21 protein-coding genes are annotated in these 19986 nt (G+C 63.6%); 9 read left to right on the plus strand and 12 right to left on the minus strand.

The window, feature by feature from the left end:
- Nucleotides 1-63: 63 nt before the first annotated feature.
- Nucleotides 64-420: a DUF192 domain-containing protein gene (locus F2P45_RS03710; protein ID WP_223164669.1), complete on the plus strand. Its 357-nt coding sequence runs from the start codon at nt 64-66 to the stop codon at nt 418-420.
- A 124-nt stretch (nt 421-544) separates the two neighbouring features.
- On the opposite strand, the gene F2P45_RS03715 is transcribed toward F2P45_RS03710, so the two are convergent.
- A complete protein-coding gene (locus tag F2P45_RS03715; protein WP_187367134.1) occupies nt 545-1849 on the minus strand; it encodes a DUF945 family protein in 1305 nt (434 codons plus the stop codon).
- Between the two features lie 51 nt (nt 1850-1900).
- The gene (locus tag F2P45_RS03720; protein WP_166870624.1) at nt 1901-3097 is read right to left on the minus strand and encodes a hypothetical protein; all 1197 of its coding nucleotides are present in this window, start codon (nt 3095-3097) and stop codon (nt 1901-1903) included.
- Between the two features lie 271 nt (nt 3098-3368).
- Here F2P45_RS03720 and argJ point away from each other — a divergent pair, with 271 nt between their 5' ends.
- Genes argJ through F2P45_RS03740 form a run of 4 tightly spaced genes read left to right on the plus strand, consistent with a single transcriptional unit; the run spans nt 3369 to nt 7215 of the window.
- Nucleotides 3369-4607, plus strand: a complete 1239-nt coding sequence (gene argJ, locus F2P45_RS03725) for a bifunctional glutamate N-acetyltransferase/amino-acid acetyltransferase ArgJ (RefSeq protein WP_166870626.1) — start codon at nt 3369-3371, stop codon at nt 4605-4607.
- Nucleotides 4608-4615: 8 nt separating this feature from the next.
- Nucleotides 4616-5494: an ATP-binding protein gene (locus tag F2P45_RS03730; protein WP_166870628.1), complete on the plus strand. Its 879-nt coding sequence runs from the start codon at nt 4616-4618 to the stop codon at nt 5492-5494.
- Nucleotides 5491-5901, plus strand: a complete 411-nt coding sequence (locus F2P45_RS03735) for an NUDIX domain-containing protein (protein ID WP_166870629.1) — start codon at nt 5491-5493, stop codon at nt 5899-5901. The genes F2P45_RS03730 and F2P45_RS03735 overlap by 4 nt, the downstream gene beginning before the upstream one ends.
- Before the next feature lie 57 nt (nt 5902-5958).
- On the plus strand, nt 5959-7215 hold the full coding sequence (locus tag F2P45_RS03740) for a D-amino acid dehydrogenase (protein WP_166870631.1): 1257 nt from the start codon (nt 5959-5961) through the stop codon (nt 7213-7215).
- Between the two features lie 19 nt (nt 7216-7234).
- Here the strand turns inward: F2P45_RS03740 and F2P45_RS03745 are convergent, their stop codons facing one another.
- The 5 genes from F2P45_RS03745 to F2P45_RS03765 all read right to left on the minus strand — a co-directional run bounded on the left by F2P45_RS03745 (nt 7235) and on the right by F2P45_RS03765 (nt 11057).
- Nucleotides 7235-8386, minus strand: a complete 1152-nt coding sequence (locus F2P45_RS03745) for a sensor histidine kinase (protein ID WP_166870633.1) — start codon at nt 8384-8386, stop codon at nt 7235-7237.
- A 97-nt stretch (nt 8387-8483) separates the two neighbouring features.
- Nucleotides 8484-8669: a DNA gyrase inhibitor YacG gene (gene yacG, locus F2P45_RS03750; protein WP_126074530.1), complete on the minus strand. Its 186-nt coding sequence runs from the start codon at nt 8667-8669 to the stop codon at nt 8484-8486.
- Nucleotides 8670-8683: 14 nt separating this feature from the next.
- Nucleotides 8684-9439, minus strand: a complete 756-nt coding sequence (zapD, locus tag F2P45_RS03755; RefSeq protein ID WP_166870635.1) for a cell division protein ZapD — start codon at nt 9437-9439, stop codon at nt 8684-8686.
- Between the two features lie 79 nt (nt 9440-9518).
- Nucleotides 9519-10163, minus strand: a complete 645-nt coding sequence (gene coaE, locus F2P45_RS03760; protein ID WP_166870637.1) for a dephospho-CoA kinase — start codon at nt 10161-10163, stop codon at nt 9519-9521.
- Nucleotides 10164-11057 (minus strand): prepilin peptidase, encoded by an 894-nt coding sequence (locus tag F2P45_RS03765; protein WP_166870639.1) that lies wholly within the window; start codon nt 11055-11057, stop codon nt 10164-10166.
- Nucleotides 11058-11242: 185 nt separating this feature from the next.
- Between F2P45_RS03765 and F2P45_RS03770 the strand changes: the two genes are divergently transcribed.
- From F2P45_RS03770 to F2P45_RS03780, 3 genes are all read left to right on the plus strand, one after another.
- Nucleotides 11243-12361, plus strand: coding sequence for an acyltransferase family protein (locus F2P45_RS03770; RefSeq protein WP_166870641.1), 1119 nt, complete (start codon nt 11243-11245; stop codon nt 12359-12361).
- Between the two features lie 69 nt (nt 12362-12430).
- Nucleotides 12431-12721 carry a type II toxin-antitoxin system Phd/YefM family antitoxin gene (locus F2P45_RS03775; RefSeq protein ID WP_166870643.1) on the plus strand — a complete coding sequence of 97 codons (291 nt, stop codon included), beginning with the start codon at nt 12431-12433 and terminating at the stop codon, nt 12719-12721.
- The gene (locus tag F2P45_RS03780) at nt 12718-13038 is read left to right on the plus strand and encodes a type II toxin-antitoxin system RelE/ParE family toxin (RefSeq protein WP_166870645.1); all 321 of its coding nucleotides are present in this window, start codon (nt 12718-12720) and stop codon (nt 13036-13038) included. The genes F2P45_RS03775 and F2P45_RS03780 overlap by 4 nt, the downstream gene beginning before the upstream one ends.
- Nucleotides 13039-13228: 190 nt before the next feature.
- Here the strand turns inward: F2P45_RS03780 and F2P45_RS03785 are convergent, their stop codons facing one another.
- From F2P45_RS03785 to uraH, 5 genes are all read right to left on the minus strand, one after another.
- Nucleotides 13229-14455: a type II secretion system F family protein gene (locus tag F2P45_RS03785; RefSeq protein WP_166870647.1), complete on the minus strand. Its 1227-nt coding sequence runs from the start codon at nt 14453-14455 to the stop codon at nt 13229-13231.
- Between the two features lie 11 nt (nt 14456-14466).
- Entirely contained in the window at nt 14467-16194 is a 1728-nt protein-coding gene (gene pilB, locus F2P45_RS03790; protein ID WP_166870649.1) for a type IV-A pilus assembly ATPase PilB, read from the minus strand.
- 223 nt (nt 16195-16417) lie between these two features.
- On the minus strand, nt 16418-17698 hold the full coding sequence (locus tag F2P45_RS03795; RefSeq protein WP_166870651.1) for an HlyC/CorC family transporter: 1281 nt from the start codon (nt 17696-17698) through the stop codon (nt 16418-16420).
- Nucleotides 17699-17885: 187 nt separating this feature from the next.
- Nucleotides 17886-18446: an ATP-dependent Clp protease proteolytic subunit gene (locus F2P45_RS03800; RefSeq protein WP_166870653.1), complete on the minus strand. Its 561-nt coding sequence runs from the start codon at nt 18444-18446 to the stop codon at nt 17886-17888.
- Nucleotides 18447-18513: 67 nt separating this feature from the next.
- Nucleotides 18514-18867, minus strand: coding sequence for a hydroxyisourate hydrolase (uraH, locus tag F2P45_RS03805; protein WP_166870655.1), 354 nt, complete (start codon nt 18865-18867; stop codon nt 18514-18516).
- 121 nt (nt 18868-18988) lie between these two features.
- Here uraH and puuE point away from each other — a divergent pair, with 121 nt between their 5' ends.
- Nucleotides 18989-19921, plus strand: coding sequence for an allantoinase PuuE (gene puuE / locus F2P45_RS03810; protein ID WP_166870657.1), 933 nt, complete (start codon nt 18989-18991; stop codon nt 19919-19921).
- The last annotated feature ends 65 nt before the right edge of the window (nt 19922-19986 follow it).

Raw genomic sequence — 19986 nt, forward strand, 5'->3', positions numbered from 1 at the left:
GCTGCGGACGCCATGGGGCGCCCGCAGCGTCCTTTCCGCCCGCGGCAAGCCGGAGAAATGAACATGGATAATGACTACATCGACGTGCGTGGCATGCGAATCAAGGTGGCGCGCTCGTTCGGCGCACGCCTGGCCGGCTTGCTGGGGCGGCGCGCGCTGGCGCCGGACGAGGCTCTGTTGCTGGCGCCCTGTTCCAACATGCACACCTTCTTCATGCGCTTTGCGATCGATGTCGTGTTTCTCGACAGCGATGGCCTGATCCTTGCGATCCACCGCGGCGTCAAGCCGTGGCGCGTCAGGGCCATGCGGCGCGCGCACGCCTGCCTTGAACTGGCCGGCGGTGGCGCGTTGCGGGCCGGGCTGACAGTGGGGCAGCGTCTGGCCAGGCTGGCGAACCACCGTCTGGACGTGGTTCGATGATCCGCGCACGCAACAGGAGCGACAGCGGCCGTGGCGCGGGGGAGAGGGGGACGCGGCGGCCATCGGACGATGGCCGCCGCTTGATGCGACGCTTGCGTGCGGCTTGTTCGGGCTTAGCCGGTGATCACTTGCTGCGGCGTGCCGGTTTCCTGGCGCCGGCGGCCGGCTTCTTGCCCGCGCCGGCCGGCAGGGCGATGGCCTTGCCGTTGACGCTCAGCTGGCCCGCCTTGTAGTCGAGCATCGACACCAGCACGTCGCCCTCGAGCCGCGCATAGCCCGCATCGACGGCCATGTTCACATACACGTCGGTGGTCGACTTGACGGTGGCGTCGATCGCTTCGGGCGATGGCGTTTCGGCCTGCTTGGCCGCCTGCGACACCGTCATCTTGCGCGTCACGGCAGCCACCAGCGCGAGCGGCACGCGCAGCTCGAAGCGCGCATCCATTTTCTTGATCAGCGCGGCGGTCGTTTTGAAGTCCTTCTCGACCGTCTTGCCCAGCGAGAAGCGGCCTTTCAACAGCGCGCGGTGACCCAGGTAGCCGACGCTCATCTCGGTCAGCTCGATGGCCGTGCCGCGCGCCGACATGCCCTTGGCGAAGGCCTTGATCTGCGGGCCGAAATCGTCCAGCTTCGGCTCGGCGCCGGGCTTGGTCTTTTTCCTGATATCACTGCTTAATTGCTCGAACGCTTTCAGGTCGAGCTTGCTCATGCGCATGGATGCGCGCAAGTCATCGATTTTTTCGTCCAGGACCGTGATCAGCTCGATGCGCAAGTCGCTACCGAGGTCGTAGTCCTTGCCGTTCGGCTCAACCACGGACGTTACCGACAGCTTCTCCATCTTCATGCTGAACGGTTTGTCCTTGCCGCTGACCTCGATCGACTTGGCATCGGCCCGCGCCGCGCCGATCCAGACGTCGTCGCTGTTGCGCGTCTGCTTGCCTTCCAGGGTGATGTTGTTGACGGTCATCTTGCCCGATTTACTGTCGAGCACGAACACTGGCCAGCTGCCGGTGCTGGTCAGGGTACGGCCGGCCGCGTCGCTGAGCATATTGAGCTTGAGCGCGCTCCACGACCAGCTTTGTTCGTTCACGACGGCGTAATTGTGCGCGGGCACCGAGAAATCGAAAGCGATCATGCCGCCTGCGGCCGGCGTGCGCGTGAGCGTGTATGGACGCGCCGAACCGAAGACTTTTTTCAGCTTCTCGGCGGTCGGCGGGCTGAACTCGTAGACCGCCAGCTTGTCCAGGATGGGAATCGGATTGCCCTTGGCCATACCGAAACTCTGTTCCAGTTCGAATGTGGCCGATTCCATGGCCTCGGCCATGTTCGACGCGATCTTGGCGGCGGGCGCCTTGGCGCTGTCGGTCGCGTTGGCGGCCATGGCCGGGAAGGAGGCCAGCAGGGCCGTGCACAGGAGAAGTTTTTTCACTGGGAATAGATTGGCAAATAGATAATGTTCAGCATTATCGGGCAAATGTGTTTACTTGTCATTAAGCATTTTCTGTGCTGGTGAATATGCAACATATTGGACGGCCGGCATGGCCTGCGCCAGTTGGCGAGGCGTTCCGTTCAGTCCGCTCCACGCTCCCGGCAGCGCCGCCTGGATGACGTTGACCGGCGCGCCTGGCGCCCGGTGCGCCGCGCAGCGCGCCTGCGTCGCCTCGCCATCGTCGCCCCACACGTCGGGGATCAGGTCGCTGCCGATGCGTGCCAGGATCGCGTCCATGGCTGCGTAATCCCTGGCCATGCAGGCAAAGTAGGCGAATGCGTTCAGGTTCCACGCGGCCGGATACAGCCTGACCAGGTGGTCGAAGCTGGCGCGCATGGTCGGCCAGTCGGCGCGCCCGGCGTCGAACAGGCGCCCGTGATATTCGGTCTGGTCCATGAACCAGTAGATGCGCGCATACATCGACGGCTGCTCCTTGCCGGCGGCATGGCTGGCGTCGTGGGCCAGACGCGCCACGCCATCGGGCGTGCCGCCCCAGCGCGGGTGCGAGTACAGCGCCGCGGTGAAATAGGCCGCGTGATAGTTCGGATGGCGCGCCAGCGCCTCGCGCACCTTCTTGCGGTAGCCGGCGGCGGACATGCCGTCCACGTACGGCGCCACGCTGAGCATGGCGCGGTGCCATTCCGGATCGTTGGCCCTGGCGGCCATGAGACGGGTTTTTTCCAGTATGCGCATGGCCACCTCGGCGCCGTACGAGACGGCGTCGCGCTGCTGTTCCGGCAGCTTGCTGAACAAGCCGCTGCCGCGCGCCACGTGCAGCCGGCCCAGTTGCAGGTACACGCCGAACAGGCGTGCCGGCACCGACTTCGGATAGCCGGCCTGCCATTCGCGCGCCTGCTCTTCCACCGCCTCCCAATAATCCGTGTCGGTGGTCTGGGTGCCGAAGCGGCGCAGCTGGTTGTAGAAGATGGCCAGTTTCCACAGCCCGCTCGGGGTGCGCTGGCCGGCGTGGTTCAGGGTGCGGTACAGCGCTTCGAGACGCTGGAAGTCGCCCGCCATCAGATAGCGCGCGGTTTCCTGCCTGATCGCTTCGTGCACGCGCGTTTCCGCATCCGCCGGCGGATTGTCCGTTGCGGCCGGGGCGGCGGCATGGCTGCACAAGGCCGCCGACAGGCAGGCCAGTGCGAAGAAGGAGCGGGTGCCCCGGGAAATGCGCGCAAATGTCGTCATGATGTCCCTTTCAAGGCCGGATGGCGCCATGAACCGCATCCATGGCAGGGAAATAATGACAGTGTGCAACTCTTTGCGGTCTGCGAAAACGCAAGAGATCAGTGTGGCTGATGGCGAAAGAACCCATATCCGCTTCCTGGCCGTGCCTGGTATTTCAATATTGCTTTAGCTGCCATCCAGCTTGACGGGGCGGGTGCGTTGCAGTTGCATCCCGCATATCGTTTCAAGCGTTACAATAGCGGCTTCCCACTTCACTGCTAGAGAATCCGCCATGGCCGTTAATTCCCCTCTGCCCGTCGCCGCCGACCTGAAGCCCGTCAACGGGATCGAGATCGGTTTTGCCGAAGCCGGCATCAAGAAGCCCAACCGCAAGGACATCCTGGTGATGAAGCTGGCCGACACGGCCACCGTGGCCGGCGTGTTCACCACCAACCGTTTCTGCGCCGCGCCGGTGCAGGTCAGCAAAGCCAATCTGGCGGCGGTGGCCGCCGGCGGCGCGCCGATCCGCGCGCTGGTGGTCAACACCGGCAACGCCAACGCCGGCACCGGCGAGACCGGTCTTGCCAGCGCCAACGCCACCTGCGCCGCGCTGGCCAAGCTGCTCGCCTGCGAGCCGCACCAGATCCTGCCGTTTTCGACCGGCGTGATCCTCGAGCCGCTGCCGGTCGACAAAGTCGTCGGCGCGCTGCCGGCCGCCATCGGCAACCTGAAAGCCGACAACTGGTTCAACGCCGCCGAGGCGATCATGACCACCGACACCCAGCCGAAGGCGGCCTCGCGCACGGTCGACATCTGCGGCCACAGCGTGACCATGACCGGCATCAGCAAAGGGGCCGGCATGATCCGCCCGAACATGGCCACCATGCTCGGCTACCTGGCGATCGACGCCAAGGTCTCGCAAGAGGTCTTGAATGAACTGGTCAAGCACGCGGCCGACCATTCGTTCAACTGCATCACCATCGACGGCGACACCTCGACCAACGATTCCTTCATGCTGATCGCCACCGGCACCGGCAGCCTGGCCATTGCCAACACCGATTCGACCGAGTACGCCGAACTGAAAACCGCGGTGACCGACATCGCCCGTTCGCTGGCGCAGATGATCATCCGCGACGGCGAAGGCGCCACCAAGTTCATCACCGTCACGGTGGAAGAGGGCGGCAACATGGAAGAGTGCCGCAAGATCGCCTACTCGATCGCCCATTCGCCGCTGGTGAAAACCGCGTTCTTCGCGTCCGACCCGAACCTGGGCCGCATCCTGTGCGCGATCGGCTACGCCGGCGTGGACGACCTCGACGTGACCCGCCTCGATCTCTACCTCGACGATGTGCTGGTGGCCAAAAGCGGCGGGCGCAATCCGGCCTACCAGGAAGCGGACGGCCAGCGCGTGATGCAAAAGAGCGAAATCACGGTGCGCGTGCGCCTCGGGCGCGGCGCCCACAGCGCCACCGTCTGGACCTGCGACCTGTCGCACGAGTACGTGACCATCAACGCCGACTACCGTTCCTGAGTCGCGCCTTGACGACGCCACTCGAACAATTCCTGCGCCGCGCCGAGGCCCTGCTGCAGCGGGTCGAGGCGGTGCTGCCGCCGGCCTGCCCGCGCGAGCCCGACTGGCGCCTTGGTGTCGCTTTCCGCTGGCGCAAGCGCCCCGGCAGCAACGTCAATTACCTGCAGCCGGTGCAGCACGCGGCGACCATCGCGCTGTCGGACCTGCATAACGTGGGGCCGCAAAAGCAGCAGATCGAGCGCAACACGCGCCAGTTCGTGCAGGGGCGCCCGGCCAACAACGTGCTGCTGACCGGCGCGCGCGGGACCGGCAAGTCGTCGCTGATCAAGGCGTGTTTGAACGAATTCGCCGCCGACGGCCTGCGCCTGATCGAAGTCGACAAGGCCGACCTGGCCGAACTACCCGATATCGTCGACCTGGTGGCGGGACGTCCCGAGCGCTTCATCATCTTTTGCGACGACCTCTCGTTCGAAGAAGGCGAGGCCGGTTACAAGGCGCTCAAGGTGGCGCTCGACGGCAGTATCGCGGCGCAGTCGGACAATGTGCTGATCTACGCCACCTCGAACCGGCGCCACCTGCTGCCGGAAAAAACCAGCGACAACGCCAGCTACAAGCATGGTGCCGACGGCGACCTGCATCCGGGCGAAACGGTGGAAGAGCGCATTTCGCTGTCCGAGCGCTTCGGCCTGTGGCTGTCGTTCTATCCGTTCAAGCAGGACGACTACCTCGACATCGCGGCGCACTGGCTGGCCAGTTTCGGCTGCAGCGCGCAGCAGATCGAAGCAGCTCGCCCGGAAGCGCTGCAATGGGCTCTGCTGCGCGGTTCGCGCTCGGGCCGGGTGGCGTGGCAGTTCGCGCGCGACTACGCGGGAAGGCTGCCGGAATGAACGACATCAAGACCAAAAAACCGATCGATGTCGCGGTCGGCATTTTGATGAAACCGAATGGCGACGTGCTGCTTGGCCAGCGTCCGGCCGGCAAACCGTACGACGGCTATTGGGAATTCCCTGGTGGGAAAGTGGAAAGCGGCGAAGCCCTGCTCGACGCGCTCAAACGCGAATTCGTCGAGGAGCTTGGCGTTCATATCCTGAGCGCGAGCGAATGGTGCGGGGTCGAGCACGTGTACGAACACGCGCATGTGCGCCTGCACTTCTTTATCAGCCGCGAGTGGCGGGGCGAACCGCAAAGCCTGGAAGGGCAGGCCTTTGCGTGGCAGGGCGTGGTCGGCGTCTCGCCGCTGCTGCCGGCCACCATTCCGCTGCTCGCCTGCCTCGACCAGGTGCGCTACCCGTAAGCTTTTTCGCCACCGTATTTTGCCGCTCCGGCAAACCAACGCACCGCAAGGAAGTCCGTGAAAATTATTGTGCTCGGTAGTGGCGTGGTCGGTACCACGTCGGCCTATTTTCTGGCCAGGGCCGGCCACGAAGTGACTGTCATCGAGCGCCAGGACGGCGCCGCGCTGGAAACGAGTTTCGCCAACGCCGGCGAAGTCTCGTCGGGCATGGCCGCGCCGTGGGCCGCGCCGGGCATCCCGATGAAAGCCCTGCGCTGGCTGGCCATGCAACACAGCCCGCTGGTGATCCGCCCTTCGTTCGATCCGCGCATGTGGCGCTGGCTGTTCCAGATGCTGGGCAACTGCAATCCGGCCAGCTACGCCGTCAACAAGAGCCGCATGGTGCGCCTGGCCGAGTACAGCCGCGATTCGCTCATTGCGCTGCGCAAGGAGACCGGGATCGCCTACGACCACCGCAGCAAGGGTACCTTGCAGGTGTTCCGCAATCCGCGCCAGCTCGATGAAGCGCAGGACGACATCGCGGTCCTCCAGCGCTACGGCGTGCCGCATGCGCTGCTCGACGCGCTCGGCTGCGAAGCGGTGGAGCCGGCGCTGGCGCGGGTGCGCGGCAAGATCGTCGGCGGCCTGCACCTGCCGGGCGACGAAACCGGCGACTGCTTCAAGTTCACCCAGGCGCTGGCGCGGATGGCGCTTGAGGCGGGCGTGGTTTTCCGCAACGGCGTCCAGATCCGCCGCCTGCTGCACGAGGGCGGCGCCGTCACGGCGGTCGATACCTCGCTGGGGGAACTCAAGGCCGATGCCTTCGTGATGGCGCTGGGGAGCTATTCGCCGCTGATGCTGGCGCCTTTGGGGATCAAGATACCGGTGTATCCGGTCAAGGGCTATTCGATCACCTTGCCGATCGTCGACGCCGCCAGCGCGCCCGAGTCGACCATCATGGAAGAAACCTACAAGGTCGGCATCACGCGCCTGGGCGAGCGGATCCGGGTGGGCGGCACGGCCGAAATCGCCGGCTACGACCTGCGCCTGCACGACGCGCGCCGCGCCACCCTGGTGCATGCGGTGAGCGAGCTGTTTCCGGGCGGGGGCGATGTGGAGAAGGCCACCTTCTGGTGCGGACTGCGTCCGATGACACCGGACGGCACCCCGGTGATCGGGCCGACCCGCTATCGCAACCTGTTTCTCAATACCGGACACGGCACCCTGGGCTGGACCATGTCGTGCGGTTCGGCGCGGGTGCTGGCCGACCTGGTGTCGGGACGCGCGCCCGAGATCGATACCGAAGGCTTGTTCATGAGCCGCTACGGGGCTTGACGCCCCCGCCGGCGCCGGCTCAGGCGTTGGCCAGCTGCGCCTTCGGCGCGCGCGGCAAGTGCGCCGTGAACGTGGTGCCGCACTCCGCGCTGGAGCTCACCGTCAGGGTGCCGCCATGCGCCACCGCGATTTCGCGCGCGACGAACAAACCCAGTCCCAGGCTGGTGCGCGGCCGTTCCTCGGCTTCGCCGTCGCCGGGCAATTGAATCAGCGGGCTGAAAATGCTCTCCAGCGCCGAGGGCGGAATCACCGGGCCGTCATTGGTCACAGCCACCGTCACCGCGTCGGGATGGGCGCGCGCGACGATGCGCACGGCGGTGCCGCGCGTGCCGTACTGGGCGGCGTTGACCATCAGGTTGGTCAGCAGCTGGTGCAGGCGCACGGCGTCGTACTGGCCTTGGATGTCCTGGTCGGCCTCGATCTCGAAACGGGTGGCCGGATGGGTGGCGTGGGCGTCGGCCAGCGCGGCGCGGCAGACGTCGCCCAGATCGACCTCGCGCAGCACGGTCGGCATGCCGCCGCCGAGCTGGGTGCGGGTGTAGCCGATCAGGTCGTCGACCATGCTGCTCATCAGGCGGGAACCGCGCTTGACCCTGGCGCCGATTTCGGCGGCCTGGGCCGGGTCGACCTGTTTGCGGCTGAGCAGGTCGCCCGCCATCGACATGCTCGACAGCGGCGCGCGCAGGTCGTGCCCGAGAATGGCCAGGAACAGTTCGCGCATGTGGTCGGCGCGCGCCGAATAGGTCACCACCGATTCGGCCAGGGCCTGGTCGATGGCTTCGTTAAAGCGCACCATTTCGTCGGCCACGTCGGAGGTCATGCGTCGGACCTGCGGCAGCCACAGGCGCAGCACGGTGGCGCGCAGGGCGCGGAATTCGGCGCTCAGCTGGAGCAGGGAAAAGTTGCTGGCCTGGCGCAGCGCGCCGTGGATCGAGGCCGCGCTTTCGCCGTCGTCGGTGTCGGGCGCGCGGCCCTGCGACTTGGCGATCTGCTGCTGCGGATTCTGCGAGGTTTCGATGTCGAGCGCGATCGCCTGCAGGATCTGGCGCGCGTGGTCGCGCAGTGCCAGGTCGGTCATCTGGCTGGCCGCCGGCAGCAGGGTCTGGGCGAACGCCTGCCACTCGGTGAGGATTTCTTCCATGCGCTCTTTGATGAAACGGTCGAGTCTCATCGGGATGCCCGTGGCATTGACATGGTGTTGCATCCTTTGCAAGGTGGGGAAGGTCCCCCATTGTAAGCGCTTTGGCGCCGCTGTGGCGAACGCGACGCTACTGCGGCAGGTTGTCGTCGTCGAGCAGAGGGTCGGACGGGGCGGCGCCGGGGATGGTGTATTTCTCTTCGGCCCAGGCGCCCAGGTCGATCTGTTTGCAGCGTTCGGAACAGAAGGGGCGGAACTTGTTGGCCTCGGTCCATTCGACCTTTTTGGCACAGGTGGGGCAGCTGACGACGGTCATGGCAACATCAATGGTTAAAAATTACAGAGCGTGAGCTCGAACGGGACGTCTTCTTCCAGCGGCTTGGGTTTCAGATCCCCGCCCTGCGTGGTGAAACGCACCCACAACATGTACTTGTTGGCGGAAATCTCGGGGATCGCCCCCATCGCCTCATCCATGGTCAGGCGCAGCATCTGGTAGACCTTGCCTTGGAGCATTTGCTGGTAGCTGCCGGCGATGGCGATCATCTTGACCGGGCCGCCCGAGTCGCGCAGCAGGCGCAGCACCAGGGCCAGGGCGTCGAACAGGGGCGCCAGCGGGGCGAACCAGTTGACGATGTCGTTGAAGCGCTGTTCGGCCGGGCGCTTTTGCCAGGCGTAGTAGGACGGCAGGTCGAATTCGCAGGCACCGCCGGGAATGATGGTGCGGCCGCGAATGCTCATCAGCCATTCGTTGTCGCGCACGTTCTGGCCGGTCTTGCCCTGGGCCGCGACCAGCGCGGCGCTGACGGTTTCGACTTCGAGCAGGACGGCGTCGAGCATGTCGGCGGCCACGTTCGGATTGGACCGGTAGCTCAGCAAGCTTTGCTTCTGGCGTTCGAGTTCCTGCAGCAGGTCGCTCTTGAGATCGGCGCGGCCGGCCACTTCGAGCATGTCGAAAATGGTGGCCAGGGCGACGTGATGCTGCATTGCATGTTCCTGGTGCACAAAGAACTTGAACTTCTCATACAGGTCTTCCAGCCGCAACAACGTGCGTATGCGCTCGTTGAAAGGGTATTCGTAGACGATCAAAATGACATCCCTTTACATGGCAGGAGAAGAATCCCGTGATTCTGAACCAAGCGACGCAAAATTACAAACGCCGCACCGGTTATCGTGCCATTCTCCCGCAAAATGCCAGATATTGGGCATGCAATAGAGCAATTTGACGGTCCAGGGCCTCCAGGCCGCCATCGTTGCTGACCACGTCGTCGGCCGCCGCCAGCCGTTCGGCGCGGCTGGCCTGGGTGGCCATGATGGCGCGCACCTGGGCTTCGCTCATGGCGTTGCGGCGCATCACGCGCGCGATTTGCATTTCCTCTGGGCAATCGATGACCAGCACGCGGTCGACCCGCTCGCGCCAGCCGCCGGACTCGACCAGCAGCGGCACCACGTAGATCAGATAGGGTCCGCGCGCGACCAGGGCCGCCGCGGCGGTGGCGGCGCGGATGCGCGGATGCAGGATCGCTTCCAGGCGCGCCTTGGCGGCCGGGTCGGAAAACACCAGCTCGCGCATGCGCACGCGGTCGAGGGCGCCGTCGGCGGTCACGAAGGCCGGGCCGAACTCGTGCAGCAGGGCATCCATGGCGGCGCCACCGGGGGCGCTCAAGCTGTGCGCGATGAGATCGGTATCGATGATGCTCGCGCCCAGCGCGGCGAAGCGGTCCGAGACGGCCGTCTTGCCGCAGCCGATGCCGCCGGTCAGGCCGACGCTGAACTTGCCGCCATGCGACGCGCTATGTGACGCGCTGTTCACTTACTGGACCCAGTGCTTGACCACGACATCGGTCACGGCGGCGATCTGTTTGCCGTACAGCATCACGATCAGGCCGGCGGCCGCCAGGTAAGGGCCGAAGGGAATCTTCACATTGCGCTCGCGCCCGCCGAACACGATCAGGCAGATGCCGACCACCGAGCCGACTGCCGACGAAATCAGGATCACGCTCGGCAGCACGCTCCAGCCCATCCAGGCGCCGAGCGCGGCCAGCAGCTTGAAGTCGCCGTGGCCCATGCCGACCTGGCCGCGCAGCTTCTCGTACAGGGTCGCCACCGACCAGAGCGCCAGGTAACCGACCGCCGCGCCGATGACGGCGTCCTGCAGCGGTACGAACAGGGCCTGCGTATTGAGCAGCAGGCCGATCCACAGCAGCGGATAGGTCAGCTCGTCGGGCAGCAGCTGGGTGTCGGCGTCGATGAAGGTCATCGCGATCAGCAGGTACAGGAACACCAGCGTCGCCAGCCCGGCATACCCGCTGCCGAAGGTCCACACCAGCAGGGCCGACAGCAGGCCCGTCGCCAGTTCGATGATCGGATAACGCGGCGAAATCGGGGCCTTGCAGCCTTTGCACTTGCCGCCCAACATCAGGTAGCTGATCACCGGGATGTTTTCCAGCGCACCGATCTGGTGTCCGCAATGCGGGCAGGCCGAGCGCGGCACCATCAGGTTGAAGGTGTCGGCATGCGCCTTGCGGGTGCCGCAGCCGCAGCCGAATTCGCCCGCAAGGTAATCGTTATAGTCGCGCTCCATCATCTTGGGGAGACGGTAGATGACGACATTCAGGAAGCTGCCGATCAGCAGACCGAACAGGCCGGCGACGAGGGCCGGGCCCAGGGAGCCGGGGACGGCGAACAAAAGTGTTTCCGGTAGCATGATGCTCCACGTTATGAATTGATCAAGCAGTTCTGTACAACAATCTATTTTAGGGGGTTTCACCCGCTTTGGGGAAGGACGATGGCCTTCTGACCGGGCGCAAGGCCGATCTTGTCGCATTTGGATAGCCAGCGGCGGCGCCCACCGATACTGGAGGTCCGCATGCGTATCGGTTCGAGGTCCCTATGGTTACCAAAGAGCACTACTTCCACTTGCTCGATGGATTGCGCGGGGTGGCCGCGCTGATTGTCATGTGGCGCCATACCGGCTACTTTTGGGGCGAGTGGACCATTCCGCAGAGTTATCTGGCGGTCGATCTGTTCTTCGTGCTCAGCGGCGTGGTGGTGGCCAACGCCTACGAGGCGCGCCTGCGCGGCGGCCTGGCGCCGGCCCGTTTCGCGCTGCTGCGTCTGATCCGCCTGTATCCGCTCTACCTGCTGGGCAGCCTGATCGGCTTGATTCCGGTCGCCGCCGCGCTGCTGGGACTGCTGCCGCCCTCGCTGGCGACGCCCCTGCCGCTGGTGCTGCTGGCCGCCGCGCTGCTGCTGCCGCTGCTGTCGGAGCCGAACCTGTTTCCGCTCAATTCGCCGGCCTGGTCCCTGTTCTTCGAGCTGGGCGCGAACCTGGCGTATGCGGCCGTGCTGCGCTATCTGGGCAGCGCGCTGCTGGCGGCCCTCATGCTGGCCTCGGCGCTGGGCCTGGCGCTGGCCTTGCAGGCGGCGCCCGGCCAGGGCCTGCACGGCGGCTATTCGCCCGCCACCATGTACGTCGGCCTGTGCCGGGTGGGCTACGGATTTTTTGCCGGCGTTGCGCTGCTACGCTATTTCAACAGCGGCTGCCGGGCGCCGCTGCGCCACGGCGCTAGAGCCTGGCTGTGCGGCACGCTGGTGCTGGCCGGTTTGCTGGCCGTGCTGCTGGCGCGCCCGCCGGCGCCGCTGCGCCCCTGGTTCGATCTCGCGGCCGTGACCCTGGCCTTTCCCATGCTGATTTACCTGGCGATGGGCTGCCGGGTGTCGGGCCGCGCGGCGCGGGCCTGCGCGCTGCTGGGCGCCATCTCGTATCCGCTGTATGTGTTGCATGTGCCGCTGGGGAGGCTGGTCAACGGCGCGCTGGTCCAGCTGCTGGCAGCGCCGTCGCCCGCGCTCATGGCCATGGCCGGGCTGGTCTTCGCCGGCGTGCTGTTGCCGCTGTGCTGGCTGCTGGACCAGCGCGTCGACGCGCCGCTGCGCCGCTGGCTGATGCGGCGCAGCGGCATCGCCCTGCAAAATTCGCCGTGGGGCTCGGGAGACTCGCCCATGCGTTGACAGACGTTGAAGTGGATTAAATTCGGACTATAATTAGTCCATTAGTCTGCATCCAACCAGGAACGCACGATGGATATCACTGACCGAATCAAGCCAATCTCCTACCTCAAGTCCCACACGACCGAGATCGTCCGACAATTTGACGAAGAGGACACAGGTCCCATGATCATCACCCAGAACGGCGAAGCGAAGATGGTGGTCATCAGTATCAAGAGCTATAAAGAGGCTATCGAGCAGAGGAAGTTGAACGAAGAGCGAATGTCGTTCATGAAGTTGCTTGCACTCGGCACCAAAGAAATCGCAGAAGGCAAGTTTGTTTCGGAGGACGATTTCCTGGACGAGATGGATAGGGACGAATGACTAAAATTATTGTTCTTGATAGTGCCAGAACTGATTTTAATGAGATAAGAGCGGGGTTTAAGAACACGCATTCCGCTGCGCGATTTGACCAGTTCAAGCAATCCTTCAACGATCTGTTTGCACAAATGAAGCAGTATCCTCTGGCCGGTGTTGTTCCGGATGAGTGTGCAACTTTAGAGTTGGTCGTCAGACAAAGAATGGTCGAAGGCGTAACGGTAATTTATGAAGTCAAGGGCGATACGATCTATGTCCGAATGTTTCTCCCAACACAACGGGACTTCTTGGCCCATCTGGTAGACCGGATGCTCAGACCTTGATACAAGACCCTCCAAGTGAGGGTTTTTCTTTTGGAACTGACTGTAGTGCCTGCAGCATTTTGCGCCAGGCGCCAGAAACCACATTGCAATAATGCAGAGGCACTCCAAATGAATGAGCACCTGCTGCAAAGTCGCTGCACACGATGGCAGGCACACGCACATGAAAGCGCGCGTGCCTGCGGCCGGGCGATTACACCACCGCGCCCAGTTTGAAGATCGGCAGGTACATGGCGACGACCAGGCCGCCGATGAGCACGCCCAGGATCACCATGATCAGCGGTTCCATCAGCGAGGCCAGGGACGCGACCGCTTCGTCGACTTCATCTTCGAAGAAGCCGGCCACCTTGGCCAGCATCGAATCGAGCGCGCCCGATTCTTCCCCGATGGCCACCATCTGGGTGACCATCGGCGGGAACACATTGGCGTTCTGCATCGCCACGGTCAGGCTGGTACCGGTGCTGACCTCGTTCTGGATTTTCTTGGTCGCTTCCATGTACAGGGCATTGCCGGCGGCGCCGCCGACCGAGTCGAGCGCTTCGACCAGCGGCACGCCGGCCGCGAACATGGTGGCCAGGGTGCGGGTCCAGCGCGCGATCGCCGCCTTGCGGATCACCGAGCCGAAGATCGGCGCCTTGAGCAGGGTCAGGTCCATGAAACGCTGCATCTTGGCCGAGCGCTGCCAGGCCTGGAAGAAGAAGTACAGGCCGGCGAACAGGGAGCCGAAAATCGCCCACCAGTACGAGACAAAGAAGTCCGAAATATCCATCACGATGACGGTCGGGGTCGGCAAGTTGGCGCCGAAGCTCTCGAACACGGTCTTGAACGCCGGCACCACCCAGATCATGATCACGGCCGTGACGATGAACGCGATCCCCAGGATCGACACCGGATAGATCAGCGCGGACTTGATCTTGGCCTTGATGGCCAGGGTCTTTTCCTTGTAGATCGCCAGGCGCGTGAGCAGGTCTTCCAGAATACCGGCCTGTTCGCCGGCGCCGACCAGGTTGCAGAACAGCGGGTCGAAGTAGAGCGGATACTTGCGGAAAGCATTGTTCAGGCTGGTACCGGTTTCGATGTCGCCGCGCAGTTCCATGATCAGCTTGGACATCGATGGATTCGAGTGGCCCTTGCCGACGATGTCGAACGATTGCAGCAGCGGCACGCCGGCCTTCATCATCGTGGCCAGCTGGCGGGTGAACAGGGAAATGTCCTTGTCGGTGATTTTCTTACCGCTGCGATAGCGCTTTTTCTTTACCTTGGTCACCATCACACCCTGGCGCCGCAAGGTCACGTTGACCACGGCTTCGCCCCCGGCGCGCAGTTCGCCGCGCACGGTCTTGCCGGTCTTGTCCTTGCCTTCCCAGGCGTAGACCGACTCCTTGACGGCGGCGGCGGTTTTGGTTTGAGCGAGTGCCATACTGTATTTTCCTATTCGTTGGTGCAGCCGAGAACTTCTTCAAGACTGGTCAAGCCTTGCTTTACTTTCATCAGGCCGGAGCGGCGCAGCGATTTGACGCCCTCCAGCTCCGATTGCGCGGCGATTTCCATCGAATTGCCGTGCGCCAGAATGATTTTTTCGATCGCCGGGGTAATCGGCATGATCTGGTAGATACCAACCCGTCCCTTGTAGCCGCCGCCCATGCAGCGGTCGCAGCCGACCGGACCGTAGGGCTTCCAGCCGCCTTCCAGCTCGTCGTCCTTGAAGCCGGCCGCGAGCAGGATTTCGCGGCTGGTCTCGACCGGTTTCTTGCAGGTGCACAGGCGCCGCGCCAGGCGCTGCGCCGTGATCATGATCACCGACGAGGCGATGTTGAACGGCGCCACGCCCATGTTCATCAGGCGCGTCAGGGTCGACGGCGCATCGTTGGTGTGCAGGGTCGAGAACACCATGTGGCCCGTTTGCGCCGCCTTGATGGCGATGTCGGCCGTTTCCAGGTCGCGGATCTCGCCGACCATGATGATGTCCGGATCCTGGCGCAGGAAGGACTTGAGCGCGACCGGGAAGGTCAGGCCGGAGCGGTCGTTGATGTTGACCTGGTTCACGCCGGGCAAGTTGATCTCGGCCGGGTCTTCCGCGGTCGAAATATTGATGCCCGGCTTGTTGATCACGTTCAGGCAGGTGTACAGCGACACCGTCTTGCCGGAACCGGTCGGGCCGGTCACCAGCACCATGCCGTACGGGCGCTGGATCGCTTCGAGCAGCAATTCCTTCTGGTCCGGATCGTAGCCGAGCGCGTCGATGCCCATCTGGGCCTGGGTGGCGTCGAGAATACGCATGACGGTCTTTTCGCCGAACAGGGTGGGGCAGGTGCTGACCCGGAAGTCGATCGCCTTGGTCGGCGACAGGATCAGGCGCATGCGGCCATCCTGCGGCACGCGTTTTTCGGAGATGTCGAGCTTGGAGAGCACCTTGATGCGCGAGACCAGCTTGTCGCGGATGGTGATCGGCGGCTGCGCATGCTCGCGCAGCATGCCGTCCACGCGCAGGCGGATGCGGTAGAATTTTTCGAACGGTTCGAAGTGGATATCGGACGCGCCCAGGTTGATCGCGTCCGTCAGGATCTTGTTGAGGAACTTGACGATCGGCGCGTCTTCGATGTCGGCCGCGCCCTGGTCGACCACCGGGGCCGGCGCGTCGTCCTCGCCGAACTGGATTTCTTCCTGGTCGCCCACCATGTCGGCGAGACTGGTTTCGGCGTTGCGGCCCAGGTTGGCCAGCAGCGCCAGCAGCACGTCGTGCAGCACGATCACCGGCTCGACCGACGCTTCGCTCTGGAACTTGATCTGGTCGAGTGCCTGGATATTGGTCGGGTCGGAAATCGCCACCGACATCTTGTTGCCGCGCTTGGCCAGGGCGATCACGCGCTGGCTCTGCATCAGCTTGCCGTCGATGGCGTTGGCCGGCAGGGCGTCGACATTAAAGCTCTGCAAGTCCATCAGCGGGTAGCCGAAGGTTTCCGCGCAAAAGGCGGCCAGGGTGCGCGAGTCGAAGGTGCCCGTCAGCAGTAGCGTATCGATGAAGGGACTCTTGTCCGCCAGCGATTTCTTGTGCAGCGAATCGGCTTGCTGCGCGCTCAGGCGGCCCGCCTGCATCAAGGCGCGGGCCAGGCCCGGCATCGGGGTTCCGGGGGTCGTGTTGGGGAGGACTGCAGCCATATGCGCGCTTGGTTTTAAGAGTACGGGAAACGACAAAGCGCCGTCCAGTAATGACTGTTGCGGCGAACTGCCTTGGATCATGCCTCCGAGCATCACATTTGTAAAGTGTTTGCTGCATGGGGGAGGCAACCATACCACGTAGGCAAAATGGAACGTTGCGTTGCCATTTAGAACTTCTGTGGCTGGAGTGGAATTGTTGGTGACAGTCTGATTAGGGACTGTCTCAGCGCGCCGGCGGGCGGGTCAGCTTGACGACCTTGATCGCCTGGTTTTGCACCTGGATGACTTCGATCGCCACGTTGCCGATTTTCAGGCTGATCGGGCCCTCGGGAATTTCCTGCAATTGCTCCAGCATGAGTCCGTTGACGGTCTTGGGGCCGTCCAGCGGAAACGCCAGCCCCAGGCGTTTATTGATCTCGCGCAGGGGCGCCGTGCCTTGCAATAAACATTCGCCGCGCGCATCCCAGCCGACATTGTCGCCGGGGGCCGTACCGGGCGCCGAGGTGGTGAAGTCGCCGATCATTTCCTCGATGATATCGTCGAGTGTGACCAGGCCCTGCACTTCGCCGTACTCGTCGACGATGATGCCGAGGCGTTCTTTGTTTTCTTGAAAATATTGTAGCTGAGTAAAGACGCTGGTGTCCTGCGGAATGAAGTACGGTGTTGTAAGGAGTCCACGGAAATGGCCGATGGTCAGTTCGTCTTCCTCGTTGAGCAGGGCGATCGCATGGCGCACGTGCAGGATGCCGATGATGTGGTTGATCTCGCCTTCATACACCGGCAGCTTGTTGTGATAGCAGCGGGTCAGCTGGGCCTTGAGCTCGGCGACCGGCACGGCCAGGTTGAGCGCCTCGATCTGGGCGCGCGGGGTCATGATGTCTTCGATCGAGGTGGTGTCCAGGTCGAACAGGTTGAGCAGGATGCTTTTATGCTTTTGTGGAATGAAATTGCCGCCTTCGAGCACGATGGCGCGCAATTCGTCGGGCGAGACGCGGTTCTGGGCGGCGCTGTCGGCCGGCTTGACGCGCAAAATGGTGAGGAACAGGCGCACAAACAGGTTGACGAACCAGATCAGCGGCTTGGCCACCGCCATCAGCGGTTTCAGCAGGGTACTGGCGATCAGGGAGATGGTTTCGGGATAGGTGGCGCCGATGAACTTGGGCGCGATTTCGGCGAACACAATCAGCACGAACACCAGCAGCGCGATGGCGATCACGATCACGCTCTCTTCATAGCCGAACAGCACAATCGCAATCGCGGTCGCCAGCACCGTCGCCATGGCGTTGACCAGGGTATTGGCGATCAGGATCAGCGAGAGCAGCTTGTCGGTGCGCTCCAGCAGCCACAAGGTGGTGAGGGCGCCGCGATGGCCGCGCTTGGCCAGGCTGCGCAGGCGAAATTTGTTGGCGGCCATGAGCGCCGTTTCCGCCATGGCGAAAAAGGCCGAACACAGGATCAGGAAGACCAGCGCGGCGACAAGCACCCAGGGTGACACGGTATCCAAGGGTCAGCGTGCGGCAGTGGTAGAAGAGCAGGGGAGCATCTTGAGTGGGCCAAGCCCAGAATGGTGGGTCGCCGCAACGGCAACCGCAGAGCTGCTGATTTTAAGTCAAGGTCCGTTTCCGTGCAAGTTTGACCAGAGTTATGTGCGCCACGTAGTGCGTCACGTAGTGCGGCAACTTTTCATGACCTCAGCCGTTCCACCAGTGCGAGGTCGTCCCCGCGCCCGGCAGGCGCGCCTGCACCGCCTTGTGGATGATGCCTGCTGCCACCGCCTGCGTGGCGTCGTAGATGCGCGCGTTGCCGAACAGATTGGTACGGATATCATCCTGCACCCCGGCCGCCCTGGTTGCTTCCTCGAAAATGCAGGCATAGCGCTCGGCATCGAAATCGAGGCAGTCGCGCCACTCGCTCACGCGCGAATGATCGGCCGCGACCAGGCTACCGAAGCCCCAGTGCAGTGGATGGACCAGGAAGCGCGTGCCCGGACATGCATAGCGCTTGCCGCCGGCGAGGAAAATCACCACGCCGACCGATTCGACGCTGCCGATATTGTGGGTGGTCAGCGGCAGGGGCAGCGACTTGAGGAAGAAGTACAGCGCGAAGCCGGCGGTCATGTTGCCGCCTTCGGTCGACATGTGCAGCTCGATCTCGCTGGCGCCGCTTTGCAGCGCTTGCAGGCAGAGGTTGCGGACGCTGCACACCGCGCTGTGATTGATCGGGCCGATAAAGTGAACGATGTGCAGTGACATTTTCTCTCCTGGAGCTTTCTGCCCAAGAATAGCAAGTTTTTGCCGGCTGCACGGTTCTGTTCGACGTTCAGCTGCCCCGGTAAGTCGAATACGACCACGGCGTCACCACCAGCGGCACATGATAATTCTGGGTCGGATCGGCGATGCCGAAGGCCAGGGTCACCTGGTCGATGAAGCGCGGTTCCGGCAGCGTCACGCCCTGGGCGGCAAAATAGTCGCCGGCGGCAAACACCAGTTCGTAGCGCCCGGCCAGCATGGCATCGCCTTCGAGCAGGGGCGTGTCGATCCTGCCGTCGCGGTTGGTGGTGACGGTCTTGATCAGGGTGCGCGCGCCGGGCGTGACCGCGTACAGTTCGACTACCACGCCGTTCCCGGGTTTGCCTTGCGTCGTGTCAAGCACGTGCGTACTAAGTTTTCCCATAATCCTTCCTATATGATCAAAATGAGGCATGTTATCCGGCTGATCATATACCGGCATGCGAACGCCACTATATGATGGGGACTATACCCTCCATGCACCTGTTTCCATCCCGAGCCTGCCCATGACGACTTACGACAACTATCCACGCGACCTGACCGGCTACGGGCGCACGCCGCCCCATCCGCAATGGCCGGGCCAGGCGCGGGTGGCGCTGCAATTCGTGCTCAACTACGAAGAGGGCGGCGAAAACAATGTGCTGCATGGCGACGCCGCCTCCGAAACCTTTCTGTCCGAAATCATCGGCGCCGCGGCCTTTCCCATGCGCCACATGAGCATGGAATCGCTCTACGAATACGGTTCGCGCGCCGGCTTGTGGCGCCTGCTGCGCATGTTTGAAGAGCGCAAGCTGCCGCTGACCGTGTTCGGCGTGGCCATGGCGCTCAAGCGCAACCCGGAGGCGGTGGCCGCGTTCGGGCAACTCGGCCACGAAATCGCCTGCCACGGCCTGAAGTGGATCTCCTACCAGAACGTGGACGAAGCGACCGAACGCGCCCACATGGCTGAAGCGGTGCGGATCATGCGCGAACTGACCGGGTCCGCCCCGCTGGGCTGGTACACCGGGCGCGACTCGCCCAACACGCGCCGCCTGGTGGTCGAGCATGGCGGCTTTGCCTACGACGCCGACCACTACGGCGACGACCTGCCGTTCTGGCAGCGGGTCGAGCACGCGGGCGGCGTCACGCCGCACCTGGTGGTACCGTACACGCTCGACACCAACGACATGCGCTTCGCCGCCATGCAGGGTTTCAACTCGGGCACCCAGTTCTTCGATTATCTGAAAGACGCCTTCGACGTGCTGTATGCGGAGGGCGATCCGGATGGCCTGAACCAGCCGAAAATGCTCTCCATCGGCCTGCATTGCCGCATCGTGGGCCGTCCGGGGCGGGCGGCGGCGCTGGCGCGCTTTCTCGATTACGTGCAAAGTCACGACAAGGTCTGGATCACGCGCCGCATCGATATTGCCGAACACTGGAAGGCGGCCCACCCTTACTAGTGCTTTTTGCTGATAAGCCACATCTGCAAATAGATATAATTGCGGATGCCATGGGTGTTAACCTT

This window comes from Massilia mucilaginosa (assembly GCF_011682145.1).
GTDB lineage: Bacteria > Pseudomonadota > Gammaproteobacteria > Burkholderiales > Burkholderiaceae_D > Telluria_A > Telluria_A mucilaginosa.

What these genes read in the sequence shown, in the direction of transcription:
- F2P45_RS03800 (WP_166870653.1), bottom strand. Translation starts at nt 18,446, where the DNA reads ATGTCACTGCACATCGTTCACTTTATCGGCCCGATCAATCACAGCGCG.
- F2P45_RS03775 (WP_166870643.1), top strand. Translation starts at nt 12,431, where the DNA reads ATGGATATCACTGACCGAATCAAGCCAATCTCCTACCTCAAGTCCCAC.
- argJ (WP_166870626.1), top strand. Translation starts at nt 3,369, where the DNA reads ATGGCCGTTAATTCCCCTCTGCCCGTCGCCGCCGACCTGAAGCCCGTC.
- F2P45_RS03745 (WP_166870633.1), bottom strand. Translation starts at nt 8,386, where the DNA reads ATGAGACTCGACCGTTTCATCAAAGAGCGCATGGAAGAAATCCTCACC.
- F2P45_RS03710 (WP_223164669.1), top strand. Translation starts at nt 64, where the DNA reads ATGGATAATGACTACATCGACGTGCGTGGCATGCGAATCAAGGTGGCG.
- puuE (WP_166870657.1), top strand. Translation starts at nt 18,989, where the DNA reads ATGACGACTTACGACAACTATCCACGCGACCTGACCGGCTACGGGCGC.
- F2P45_RS03765 (WP_166870639.1), bottom strand. Translation starts at nt 11,057, where the DNA reads ATGCTACCGGAAACACTTTTGTTCGCCGTCCCCGGCTCCCTGGGCCCG.
- F2P45_RS03720 (WP_166870624.1), bottom strand. Translation starts at nt 3,097, where the DNA reads ATGACGACATTTGCGCGCATTTCCCGGGGCACCCGCTCCTTCTTCGCA.
- pilB (WP_166870649.1), bottom strand. Translation starts at nt 16,194, where the DNA reads ATGGCTGCAGTCCTCCCCAACACGACCCCCGGAACCCCGATGCCGGGC.
- F2P45_RS03735 (WP_166870629.1), top strand. Translation starts at nt 5,491, where the DNA reads ATGAACGACATCAAGACCAAAAAACCGATCGATGTCGCGGTCGGCATT.
- uraH (WP_166870655.1), bottom strand. Translation starts at nt 18,867, where the DNA reads ATGGGAAAACTTAGTACGCACGTGCTTGACACGACGCAAGGCAAACCC.
- F2P45_RS03785 (WP_166870647.1), bottom strand. Translation starts at nt 14,455, where the DNA reads ATGGCACTCGCTCAAACCAAAACCGCCGCCGCCGTCAAGGAGTCGGTC.
- yacG (WP_126074530.1), bottom strand. Translation starts at nt 8,669, where the DNA reads ATGACCGTCGTCAGCTGCCCCACCTGTGCCAAAAAGGTCGAATGGACC.
- F2P45_RS03780 (WP_166870645.1), top strand. Translation starts at nt 12,718, where the DNA reads ATGACTAAAATTATTGTTCTTGATAGTGCCAGAACTGATTTTAATGAG.
- F2P45_RS03770 (WP_166870641.1), top strand. Translation starts at nt 11,243, where the DNA reads ATGGTTACCAAAGAGCACTACTTCCACTTGCTCGATGGATTGCGCGGG.